The 11,059-nt window shown below is 71.5% G+C and carries 12 protein-coding genes; 3 read left to right on the forward strand and 9 right to left on the reverse strand.

Going from position 1 to position 11,059, the window contains the following annotated elements; genetic code table 11:
- Positions 1-145 precede the first annotated feature (145 nt).
- Together ABD830_RS04355 and ABD830_RS04360 are read right to left on the reverse strand one after the other, a co-directional pair.
- Entirely contained in the window at positions 146-1,504 is a 1,359-nt protein-coding gene (locus ABD830_RS04355; protein WP_344985019.1) for a carotenoid oxygenase family protein, read from the reverse strand.
- The gene (locus ABD830_RS04360) at positions 1,501-2,175 is read right to left on the reverse strand and encodes a TetR/AcrR family transcriptional regulator (protein ID WP_344985020.1); all 675 of its coding nucleotides are present in this window, start codon (positions 2,173-2,175) and stop codon (positions 1,501-1,503) included. The genes ABD830_RS04355 and ABD830_RS04360 overlap by 4 nt, the downstream gene beginning before the upstream one ends.
- A 104-nt stretch (positions 2,176-2,279) precedes the next feature.
- Between ABD830_RS04360 and ABD830_RS04365 the strand changes: the two genes are divergently transcribed.
- The 3 genes from ABD830_RS04365 to ABD830_RS04375 are packed head-to-tail and all read left to right on the forward strand — an operon-like array spanning position 2,280 to position 3,605.
- Positions 2,280-3,125, forward strand: coding sequence for a glycosyltransferase family 2 protein (locus ABD830_RS04365; protein WP_344985021.1), 846 nt, complete (start codon positions 2,280-2,282; stop codon positions 3,123-3,125).
- Complete coding sequence (locus ABD830_RS04370; RefSeq protein WP_344985022.1) at positions 3,118-3,390, forward strand: hypothetical protein; 273 nt, start codon at positions 3,118-3,120, stop codon at positions 3,388-3,390. The genes ABD830_RS04365 and ABD830_RS04370 overlap by 8 nt, the downstream gene beginning before the upstream one ends.
- Before the next feature lie 20 nt (positions 3,391-3,410).
- Entirely contained in the window at positions 3,411-3,605 is a 195-nt protein-coding gene (locus ABD830_RS04375; protein WP_344985023.1) for a DUF2795 domain-containing protein, read from the forward strand.
- Between the two features lie 89 nt (positions 3,606-3,694).
- On the opposite strand, the gene ABD830_RS04380 is transcribed toward ABD830_RS04375, so the two are convergent.
- The 7 genes from ABD830_RS04380 to ABD830_RS04410 all read right to left on the reverse strand — a co-directional run bounded on the left by ABD830_RS04380 (position 3,695) and on the right by ABD830_RS04410 (position 11,047).
- Complete coding sequence (locus ABD830_RS04380; RefSeq protein WP_344985024.1) at positions 3,695-4,783, reverse strand: prephenate dehydrogenase; 1,089 nt, start codon at positions 4,781-4,783, stop codon at positions 3,695-3,697.
- Between the two features lie 64 nt (positions 4,784-4,847).
- On the reverse strand, positions 4,848-5,207 hold the full coding sequence (gene aroH, locus ABD830_RS04385) for a chorismate mutase (protein ID WP_344985025.1): 360 nt from the start codon (positions 5,205-5,207) through the stop codon (positions 4,848-4,850).
- Positions 5,208-5,276: 69 nt separating this feature from the next.
- The gene (locus ABD830_RS04390) at positions 5,277-7,052 is read right to left on the reverse strand and encodes a pseudouridine synthase (RefSeq protein WP_344985026.1); all 1,776 of its coding nucleotides are present in this window, start codon (positions 7,050-7,052) and stop codon (positions 5,277-5,279) included.
- Positions 7,049-7,582, reverse strand: a complete 534-nt coding sequence (scpB, locus tag ABD830_RS04395) for an SMC-Scp complex subunit ScpB (RefSeq protein ID WP_344987621.1) — start codon at positions 7,580-7,582, stop codon at positions 7,049-7,051. The genes ABD830_RS04390 and scpB overlap by 4 nt, the downstream gene beginning before the upstream one ends.
- A 685-nt stretch (positions 7,583-8,267) precedes the next feature.
- Positions 8,268-9,086 (reverse strand): segregation and condensation protein A, encoded by an 819-nt coding sequence (locus ABD830_RS04400; protein ID WP_344985027.1) that lies wholly within the window; start codon positions 9,084-9,086, stop codon positions 8,268-8,270.
- Positions 9,083-10,018 carry a ParA family protein gene (locus tag ABD830_RS04405; RefSeq protein ID WP_378520959.1) on the reverse strand — a complete coding sequence of 312 codons (936 nt, stop codon included), beginning with the start codon at positions 10,016-10,018 and terminating at the stop codon, positions 9,083-9,085. Before ABD830_RS04405 ends, ABD830_RS04400 begins: the two co-directional genes overlap by 4 nt.
- Positions 10,019-10,141: 123 nt before the next feature.
- The gene (locus ABD830_RS04410) at positions 10,142-11,047 is read right to left on the reverse strand and encodes a site-specific tyrosine recombinase XerD (RefSeq protein WP_344985029.1); all 906 of its coding nucleotides are present in this window, start codon (positions 11,045-11,047) and stop codon (positions 10,142-10,144) included.
- Positions 11,048-11,059 lie beyond the last annotated feature (12 nt).

Consider the following 11,059-nt stretch of genomic DNA (forward strand, 5'->3'; position numbering starts at 1 on the left):
CGGCCTCTCCCTCTTCACGAGCCTGCCAGCGGACACCAGGTCCTCGCCGTACGGATGGACCAGGCCGGATGCGTCGATCCCGTCAGCGCACCACCAAGAGAGAGTACCGTGTCCCGCTCAATGTCCGGCTCAATCGGCGTCCGGCTCAATCGGCGATCCAGCTGCCGTGGAAGCCGAGCGGCACCCTGGCGGGCAGGTGGACGGTCGCGACCGGCTCGCCGGTGAAGTCCTGCGCCGACAGGATCACCAGGTCGGCCGCTCCCCTGGCCTCGTTGTTGACGTAGGCGAGCACGTATCCGTCGTCCTCGGCCTCCCCCGAGGCCACGAACACCGGCTCGCCCACGTACGCGCCGCGCCCGAACTGGCGCGACTGCGCCGTCCCCCGCTCCAGGTCGTGCTTGATGAGCGTGTTGTCGAACGCCTCGTCGGGCAGGTCCTCCAGCTCGGTGTCGGTCCGCCTGAGCACGTCGTCGAGATCGACGGCGGCCGCGGTGTAGCCGTAGCGGTACGGCCGGCCGGTGCGGCGCTCGTCCATGCGCGGGAACTCCTGCGACCGGTCGTCCAGCCGCGTCTCGCGGACCTTGCCGGCGGCCGGGTCGATCCGCCACCGGTCGAGCGTCGGCAGGCCACCCTGATCGAGCCGGGCGTCCACGAACCGCTTGGGGTAGCGGACCACGTCCACCACCACCTCGTCGCCGTCGTCGTAGGCGTTCAGCGTGTGGAAGACCCAGCACGGATCGATGTCCACCCACCGCACGTCGCCGCTCTCGCGCGACATGAGCCCGAGCCGGGCGCCATGGGCGTCGTTCCAGGCGTACGGCAGCTGCCGGCCCTGCTCCGCGTGGCCCATGCTGAACGTGACCGGCAGGTCGTAGATCACCACGTACCGCTCGGTGAGGGCGAAGTCGTGCAGCATCGGGGCGTCGGCGATCGGGATGTTCCTGACCTGGGTGACCGTGCCCTCGAGGTCGATCACGATGTGCTGGTGGTGGTCCCAGCCGAAGAAGTAGGCCAGCGCGTGCAGCTCGCCGTTGACCGGGTCGAGGTGGGTGTGCGCGGCGTACCCGCCGGGCAGGCCCCCGCCGAAGTCGCACCTGCCGATCGTGTCGAGCTCGTAACTCAGCTCGTACGGCAGGGCGCCCGCCTCGACGAGCGCGAACGTGCGCCCGGCCAGCCCGATGACATGGGTGTTGGCGGCGAAGTCCATCCCCTCGTGCACGGGTCCGGGCCTGGGCGGCTCGCCGAGCCGGGCGGCGACGTCGTTGCTGCGTACCCACCGGTTGCGGTACCACTCGGCGCGGCCGTCGCGCAGCCGCACGCCGTGGACCATGCCCTCGCCGGTGAAGAGATGGCTCGCCCTCGGGTCGTCGAGGTTGAGCGGGTTGGGCCCGTTACGCAGATAGCGGCCGTTGAGCTCGGCCGGGATGCGTCCGGTGACCTCCAGGTCGAAGGCGGTGATCTCCTCGGTCACGGGGGTGAAGCCGCCGGTGTACGGGGTGGTCATGATGCGTTCCTCTCATCGGGCCTGTCATCGGGCCTGTCATCGGGCCTGCCATCGGGCCTGTCATCGGAGGCCAGGAAGGGGGCGAGCACCGAGTCGCAGAGCAGCGGGTAGCGCCGCGACGCCGTGGGTTCGTCGAAATGGCCGAGGATCTCCAGGCTCACGGCGCCGTGGATGGCCATCCACAGCACGTCGGCGATCTCCTCGGCCTCTCCCCCGCGCAGCGCGCCAGCCTCCAGGCACGTCCCCACGGCCTGCACGAGCAGGCCGAACGTGCGCTTCGCCGACCCCACGGCCTCGTCGCCCGGCTGGAACCCGGCCATGGCCCCCAGGAACATGACCCGGTAGTAGTCGGGCTCGGCCAGCGCGTAGGCACGGTAGGCGTCCAAGCCCCTGCGCAGCCTGGCCAGGGGATCGCTCCCGCCGCCGCCCTCCTCCAGCAGCCACCGCTCGAACCTCGCGAACCCCTCCAGCCAGAGCGCCTCGCTGAGCCCGTCCTTGCCGCCGAAGAGGGTGTAGATCACCTTGGTCGAGCAGCCGACCTCGCCGGCGATCCGCCGCACGGTCAGCGCCGCCGGCCCTTCGGTGACGAGCAGGTGGGTGGCGGCGTCGAGGATGGCGGCCCGGACGACGTGCTGCCCTTCCTGCTGGGCCTGCTGGTACGCGCTGGTCACGGTAACGCCGTTTCTTCTCGGTAACGTTGTTACCCACTCTTTGTACGCCCGTCCGGGAGGAGACGTCAAGGACTAAGAGCGGCCCTCGCGGTAAGTGGCCCGATGTGAAAGAAGCGCGTGTCACCGTCGTGGTGGCCAGCAAGGACCGGCTGCGTGCGCTGACCCGTACGCTTCCCATGCACCCGCGCCCCGTGATCCTCGTCGACAACGGCTCGACCGACGGGACCGCGGGGTTCGTACGGCGCCACTTCCCGGACGTCCACCTGGTCGAGGCGGGCACGAACCTGGGGGCGCCCGCCCGCAACATCGGCGTCCGGCTGGCGGAGACGCCCTACGTGGCCTTCGCCGACGACGACTCCTGGTGGGCTCCCAAAGCGCTGGAGCGGGCCGCCGACGTGCTGGACGTCCATCCGCGCCTGGCCGTCCTGGGCGCGCGCGTGCTGGTGGGCCCCGAGGAGCGGCTGGACACGGTGTCGGAGCTGATGCGCGACTCGCCGCTCGGCACGGAGCCGGACCTGCCGGGGCCGAGCGTGCTGGGGTTCCTGGCGTGCGGGGCGGTGGTGCGCAAGGAGGCGTTCCTGGAGGCGGGCGGGTTCGACGACGTGATCTTCTTCTTCGGCGAGGAGGAGCGGCTGGCGGTGGACCTGGCCGCGCGGGGGTGGGGGCTGGCGTACGTGGACGACGTCGTGGCCCACCACCACCCCTCGCCCGCCAGGGACCCGCGCGGGAGGCAGGTGCTGGCCGCCCGCAACGCCGTGCTGACCGCGGTGCTGCGCCGCCCGTGGCGGGTGGTGGCGCGGCGGTCGTTCGACGCCCTGCGGGGCGGGCCCGCGGGCTGGGCGGGGCTGCGCAGCGCCGTACCGAGGCTGCCGCGGGCGCTGGCCGAGCGGCGGGAGCTGCCGCTCGCGGTGGAGACGGCGCGGCGGAGACTGGAGCGCTCCGATGGCTGATCCGCGCGTGGGCGCCGTGGGGCTGGGTAACACGCTCTGGTTCACGTGGCTGCGGCGCCCGCTCGGGGCGGCGCTGCGACGCACCGTGCACCTGGCGACGACCGTGCCGCACGACCGCGTCTCGGCGCTCGCCGCCCTGGACGCACTGCGCGGCCTGCCCTGGGTGCTGGCCGAACGGCGACGTGTCCCGCCGCAGGTCGAGGCGCGACTGGCGAGTCTGGAGGCATCTCAAGAGAACTCTCGCGCCCGACGTTACGTCTCGTGAGCGGAGGGAAGCAGAGAGTCATGAAGACAACAATCAACCCGATCGAGCTGCAGAAGCACCTCGGTGGCGTCGACTACCCGGCCAGCAAGCAGGAGCTCGTCAGAGCGGCCCGCGAGCACAACGCGAGCCAGGAGATCATCAAGGCCCTGGAATCCATGCCCGACCGCGAGTACGACGGCCCTAACGCCGTCAGCGAGGCGGTCACCAAGCGCTGACCGTGGGGAGTGCGCCGGGCGGGGCCTCATCGGCCCCGCCCGGTGTGCTGTTCAGCCGGGCCCGGCGCGCGGACTGTCGTCCGGCCGGCCTAGGGAACCTGCCAGCCGCGCTCGCGCAGGGCGTCGATGAGCGTCGAGACCGCGTCGGGCTGCACCGACAGCTCGGCGATGCCCAGGGGCAGCCCGGGGGCGTGCTCCAGGCGCACGTCCTCGACGTTGACTCCGACCTCGTCGCACACCAGGAAGAGGCGGGCCAGCTGGCCGGGGCGGTCGCCGATGACGACCTGGACGACGGCGTAGGAGGAGGCCGGGCCGCCGTGCTTGCCGGGGATGCGGTCGTGGCCCGCGACGCCGCGCTTGAGCAGCTGGGTGATCTCCCCGGTGGCGGTGCCGTCGCCCTCGGCCAGCGCGCGCAGGGCGCCGGCGGCCTCGGCGAGGTCGGCGGCGACGGCCTCGAGCACCTCGGCGACCGGGGCGGCGTTGCCTGACAGGATGCCGAGCCAGAGGCCGGGGTCGCTGCCCGCGATCCTGGTGACGTCGCGTACGCCCTGGCCGGCCAGCCCGAGCGCGACGTCGGTGGCGTCGGCCAGGCGGGCGGCCACGGCGGAGGCGGCGACGTGGGGCGCGTGGGAGACGACCGCGACCGCGCGGTCGTGGTCGGCCGCGCTCACCTCGACGGCGTTGGCCCCGCACAGCTCGATCAGCCGCAGCACGGCCGCCTTCGCCTCGGCGCCGGACGCCTCGGTGGGGCACAGCGCCCACGGCCGGCCCAGGAACAGATCGGCCCTGGCCGCACCCGGGCCCGACTTCTCGCGCCCCGCGAGGGGGTGGGAGGCCACGTAGGTGGCCAGGTCGCAGCCGAGCTGCGCGGCCCGGTCGAGGGGCTCGACCTTCACGCTGGCGACATCGGTGTAGAACCTGGCCGCGTCGATCCGCTGCAGCTCCAGCAGCTCGGTCGCCACGTGGGCGGGAGGCACGGCGATGACCGCCAGGTCCACCTGTTCGGCAGACCCCTCGCCGGTCTGCCACTCCTCACCGGCACCGAGCTCTCGCGCCAGCCGTACGGCGCCCTGGTCACGGTCGGCGAGCAGCACGCGTACGCCGCGCTTGCGCAGCGCCAGGGCCGCGGAAGTGCCGATGAGACCGGTGCCGACGACGAGCACGGTACGAAGTTCCATGTCGGTGTCCTGATTTATCCGGCTATTGGAGTTTTGAGTCTCGCGTGGTGCGCTTTTTAGCTGCTTACTGCGCGATATCCTGCCGCAACGCCACCGCGCCACGCAGGTAAACGTGCTGGATCTCCGACCGCGGGCGGTCGGTCTCGACGTGGGCCATGAGGCGCACCACGCGGGGCAGCGCCCCCGGCACGGCGATCTCGGTGCAGCAGATCAGCGGCACCTCGTGAAAACCCAGCTTACGCGCCGCGAGCGCCGGGAACTCGGCCGTCAGGTCGGGCGTGGCCGTGAACAGCACACTGATCACGTCGTCCGTGGTCAGCTGGTTACGCTCCATGATCGCAGCGACCAGCTCGGTCGTGCCCACGATGATCGAGTCGCGGTCGTCGGCGTCCACCTGGATCGCCCCACGGATCGCGCGCACCATGTGGTTCGTCCCCTTCCATAGCGGGAGAGCCCGTGCGGAGGTTCGCACGGGCTCCTGCGTCCAGCCAGATTACAGCTTCACGGCAGCGTAAAGTTCGCCGACCTCCGTCAAGGTCAGCGCCCTGACGGTCCCCGGCTTGGTGCGGCCCAGCTTCACCGGGCCGAACTCGATCCTGGCCAGGTCGATCACCCGGTGCCCCGCCTCCTCCAGCATGCGTCGTACGACGTGCTTGCGGCCCTCATGCAGGACGACCTCGACCAGCGCCTGCTGGCCGTGCTCCTGCACGATCGAGAAGTCGTCGGCCCTGGCGATGCCGTCCTCCAGCTCGATGCCCTGCTTGAGCCGGCGCCCCAGGTCCCGCGGGATCGGGCCCGGCACCTTGGCCCAGTACTTCTTCTGCACGCCGTAGCTGGGATGCGTCAGCCTGTTGGCCAGCTCGCCGTCGTTGGTGAGCAGCAGCAGGCCCTCGGTCTCGGTGTCCAGCCTGCCCACGTGGAACAGCCGCGGCGCCAGCTCCTCGACGTAGTCGGCCAGGCACGGACGGCCCTGCGGGTCGTTCATGGTGGAGACGACGCCGATGGGCTTGTTCATGGCGTAGTAGACGAGGTCGGGGGCCGTGGGGATGCGCTTGCCGTCCACGTGGATGACCTGCGTCGCCGGGTCGACCTTGGCGCCGAAGCGCCGCACGACCTGGCCGTTCACGGTGACCCTGCCCTCGCCGATCATCTCCTCGCACGCCCTGCGGCTGGCCACGCCCGCCTGGGCGAGCACCTTCTGCAGCCGCACCCCGTTGGGGACCTCGGTGGTGTCGCGCTCGTCGGTGTAGTCGTCGTCGTAGAAGTCGCGGTCACGGAGAGGCTGGCGCGCGGCCTTCACCCGGTCGTGCTGGGGGCTGCCGCTTCCGACGGGCCGGCGGTCACGCTGAGGGCCGCCGCTTCCGGTGGTCCGGCGGTCACGCTGGGGGCTGCCGCCTCCGATGGTCTGTACGTCGTCGCGCCGGGTCGTACGCGGGGCCCGCTCGGGCCGGGCGTCGGCGTCGCGCTTGCCGTACCTGGAGCGCGTGGCGGCCGGGGCGGCGTCTTCCCTGCGCCCGCTCCGATCGGCCCGGAACCCGCCACGGTCCTCACTGCGCCCGGCACCGTAGCCGCCGCGCTCCTGACTGCGCCCGGCACCGTAGCCGCCGCGTTCCTGGCTCCGCCCAGCGCCGTAGTCGCCGCCACGCTCGTCACGTCGGCCGGCACCGTAGCCGCCGCGTTCCTGGCTCCGCCCAGCGCCGTAGCCACCGCCACGCTCGTCACGTCGGCCGGCACCGTAGCCACCGCGCTCCTCACGACGGCCGGCGCCGTAGCCACCGCCGCGCTCGTCGTCACGGCGCTCGGTGCGGTACCCCGGACGGCCTTCGCGACCACCGGGACGGCCCTCACGACCTCCGGAACGGGTCTCGCGACCGCCAGGACGGGTCTCACGGTCACCGGGGCGGGTCTCGCGGTCACCGTAACGGGCCTCGCGGTCGCCGTAACGGCTGCCACGGTCGTCGCGACGCGGCTCGCGGTCGTCGCGGCGGTAACGGTCGTCGCGCTCGCCGCGCGAGGCGCCCTGCTCACGCGCGCCAGACCCGTACCGGGCACGCGATCCACTGCGGTCGGCGCGAAGGGAGTCACGCGATCCGCCGCGGGAGTCGTCACGCCGGCCCCCACCGCGGGAGTCGCCACGTGCGTCGTTGGAACGGAAACCCGAACCGGAGTCGGAACGGAAGGCGGGACGCCCGCCACGGCCCTGGTCGGAGCCGCCGGTACGTCCACGACCGCGTCCATCACCGGACGGGGTGCTTCGCCTGTTGATCACTTTGTTGTCTCCTCGAGGTTCTCCACGTCGTCGGGGAGGAAGGGCGCGAGCTCGGGGAGCTCGCTGAGGTCCCGAAGTCCCAGACGTTCAAGGAAGTATGAGCTTGTCCGGTAGAGCATTGCCTGGCTCTCCGGGTCGGTGCCGGCCTCCTCGACCAGCCCTCTTGCGACGAGCGTCCGCATGACGCCGTCGCTGTTGACGCCGCGTACCGCGGCTACGCGAGCCCGGCTCACCGGTTGCCGGTAAGCCACGACCGCGAGTGTTTCAAGCGCGGCTTGAGTCAGCCGCGTCTGCTGGCCGTCGCGGACGAACCGCTCGACCAAAGGCGCGCAGTCGGCCCGCGTGTAGAACCGCCAACCGCCCGCGACTTCTCGCAAGTCAAAACCCCGGCCGGCAGCGGTGTATTCCGCCGACAGCCTTCGCAGCGCCGCAGCGACCTCATGGGTGGGCCGCTCCAGCACCTGAGCCAGTGTCACCTCGGCGACGGGCTCGTCAACGACCAGCAGGATAGCCTCCAACGCCGCCTCCAGCGTCGGCCCACCGCCTTCCTGCCCAGAACCTTCCTCGCCGCCTTCCCGGTCCGAGTCCGGCTCACTGCCACCCTGCGCCGTCCCTTCCACGGCCTCCGGGTGGCCCCTCTCGTCGAACGCGCGCGTCGCGGCGGGCTTCGCCACACCGCGGCCCGCCGACCCGGCGTCTGAAGGATCCGCGCCTGGAGCAGCGCCCACGTGACCCGCCACGCCACCTGCATCCGCTTGACCCGCTACCTCGGCGGCACCCGCCTGAGTCGCCACCTCATCGCCGTCCGGAGCACCGGCCACCCGTGCGCCGCCCGGTGCACCATCGTCGGCAGTGGGCGGCGCGGCGTCGGCAAGGGCGGCGGTCGGAGGGGCGGGCGTCTCGTCAGAGGGCAGCAGGACGGCGTCCGACGGCGCATGGACCGACGGCACGTCGTCCTCAGAAGTCTCGTCGGAGGGCGACGGCACGTCGTCCTCAGGCGTCTCATCGGAGGGTGAGGAGTCGTCAGGCGTCTCGTCGGAGGGAGAGGAGTCGTCCTCACCCGCCTCGTCGGAAGGCGGCGAAACGCCGTCCTCCGACACCTCACCGTCCTCCACCGCCGGGGCGGACGGTTGGACGAGGGAGCCTGGGAGGGTCATCCAGGCGGGCAGTGGCGGTTCGGAGTCCGGGGAGCGGCGGGGGGTGGGCAGTGGGTTGTCAGTCATTGCGTGCTTTCTCCGCGGATTCCTCGTAATCGTCACCCACCGCGACGTCGCCGTCGTCAGCGCCCGTCCAGGTGATGTGCAGATCCCCCAGCGGCTCGACCTGCTCGAACGTCACCGCCGACTCCCTGAACAGCTCCAGGGCCGCCAGGAACCGGGCGATGACCTCGAAGGTGCCGTCGCAGTCGGCCACCAGCGCGCGGAAGGTGGCGCGCCGGAGCCGGCGCAGGTGCATGACCAGGATGGCCGCCTGCTCCTTGACGCTCGCGAGGGGCTGGTAGATGTGCCCGACGTTGACGGTGGGCGGCAGCTTGGGGGTGAACGCCTTGGCGGCGATCTTCGCGAGCTGCTCGGGACCGATGCCCAGGATGAGCTCGGGCAGCAGGTTGGCGAACTGCGCCTCCATCGGAGCCGTACGGGGGAAGCGCAGCGCCTCCTCCGCCATCCGCCCCGCGAAGAGCTTCGCCACCTCCTTGTACGCCTTGTACTGCAGCAACCGTGCGAACAGCAGGTCCCTGGCCTCCAGCAGCGCCAGGTCCTCCTCGTCCTCCACCTCGCCTGAAGGCAGCAGCCTGGCCGCCTTCAGGTCCAGCAGGGTAGCCGCGACCAGCAGGAAGTGGCTGGTCTGGTCGAGATCCCACTCGGGCCCGCGCGAGCGGATGTAGGAGATGAACTCGTCCGTGACCTTGGAGAGCGAGACCTCGGTGATGTCCAGCTTGTGCTTGGCGATGAGCCCGAGCAGCAGATCGAAGGGGCCCTCGAAGACGTCCAGGTGGACCTGGAACCCTTGAGGAGTCTGCTCGGAGTCGGTCACCTGGCCATTGTGGCAGGCGCCGGCCAGCGCGACAGCACTTCGCGGGCCAGCTCACGGTAGGCGCTCGCGCCCAGCGAGGAAGGATCGAAGGTGGTGATGGGCTCGCCGGCGACCGTCGCGTCAGGGAAGCGGACCGTACGGTTGATCACCGTGTGGAACACCTTGTCGCCGAACGCCTCGACCACGCGGGCCAGCACCTCGCGCCCGTGCAGGGTGCGGGCGTCGTACATGGTGGCCAGCAGCCCCTCGATCTCGAGGTCCTCGTTGAGCCGCTCCTGGACCTTGGAGATCGTGTCCATGAGCAGCGCCACGCCGCGCAGCGCGAAGAACTCGCACTCCAGGGGCACCATCACACCGTGGGCGCAGGTCAGCGCGTTGATCGTGAGCAGGCCCAGCGAGGGCTGGCAGTCGATGAGACAAACGTCGTAGTGCGGCAGCAGCGGCTTGATCACCCGGCCGAGCACCTGCTCGCGCGCGACCTCGGTGACGAGCTGGACTTCGGCGGCCGACAGGTCGATGTTGCTCGGCAGCAGGTCGAGCCCCTCGACGCCGGTCTCGAGGAGCACGTCCTCGGCGGTGACGCCCCGCTCCATCAGCAGGTTGTAGACGGTCAGGTCGAGCTGGAGCGGGTTGATGCCCAGGCCGACCGAGAGCGCGCCCTGGGGGTCGAAGTCGACCAGCAGCACCTTGAGGCCGTATTCGACGAGCGCGGCCCCCAGGTTGATGGTCGTCGTGGTCTTGCCGACGCCGCCCTTCTGGTTGACCATCGCCACCACGCGCGCCGGGCCGTGCACCGCGGGCGGCACCGGCTCGGGGAACACGGGTCTGGGCCGCTGCGTGGGCCCCAGGTTGACGCCGTTGGAAGGCGCGTTGGTCTTCGTGTCGCCCCAGGGGTTGTCGGGGGTCCCCGGGGTCGAACCCTTGGTCGTCACAGTCACCAGCTCGAACCTCCCTGACGATCCCGAACCGGACCGTCCGGACGGACACTATGGCGTCGGCACTTTATGCGGCAAGGCGGCACGCCGACGGTGCCGCACGTCGGAAACGACTATAGATCACTGCCGGGCACGCGGATGCGCGGCGGCATAGACCTCGCGGAGCTTGTCGACCGTGACCAGCGTGTAGACCTGCGTGGTCGTCACGGAGGCGTGGCCGAGCAGTTCCTGGACCACCCTAACGTCAGCGCCGCCGTCCAAAAGGTGGGTTGCGAATGAATGGCGGAGAACGTGGGGACTTATCCGGGCGAGTCCGGCGCGTTCGGCGGCGGCCTGGAGCACCTCCCACGCTCCCTGCCTGGTCAGACGGCCTCCCCTGGCGTTCAGGAACACGGCGGGGGTGCCGCGCCCGTGCGCGAGCAGCCCAGGACGGGCCCGTACGAGGTACGCGTCGAGCGCGGAGCGGGCATAGCGGCCCAAGGGCACGACGCGGGTGCGGCCGCCTTTTCCGCGCAGGCGTACCTGGTCGTCCTCGAGGTCGTCCACGGCCAGCCCGACGGCCTCGGAGATGCGGGCGCCGGTGCCGTACAGGACCTCCAGCAGCGCGCGGTTGCGCAGCGTGAGAGGCGCGCCGTCGGGGCCGGAGGCGGCGATGAGCCGCTCGACCTCGTCCACGGCGATGGCCTTGGGGAGCCTGCGGAGCTGGCGCGGCGGGCGTACCTCGTGGGCGGGGTCGTGGGCCGTGACGCCTTCGCGCAGAGCGAAACGGTGCAGCCCGCGCACGGCGGAGACGGCGCGGGCGGCCGAGCTGGCGACGAGCGCGGGGTGCTCGCCGTCACCCTCGCGCAAGGAGGCGAGGAAGGCCAGTACGTCGGCCTCCCCCACCTCGTCCAGCTCCGCCCGGCCGCGCGCGTGCAGATGGGCGACGTATCGCCGCAGGTCACGACGGTAGGACGCGAGCGTGTTGGCAGCGAGGCCCCGCTCCACCGCCAGATGGGCGAGGTAGCTGGAGAGCACCGCCTCCACGAGCTGGTCCTT

Source organism: Nonomuraea helvata, assembly GCF_039535785.1.
In the GTDB taxonomy this organism is placed as follows: domain Bacteria; phylum Actinomycetota; class Actinomycetes; order Streptosporangiales; family Streptosporangiaceae; genus Nonomuraea; species Nonomuraea helvata.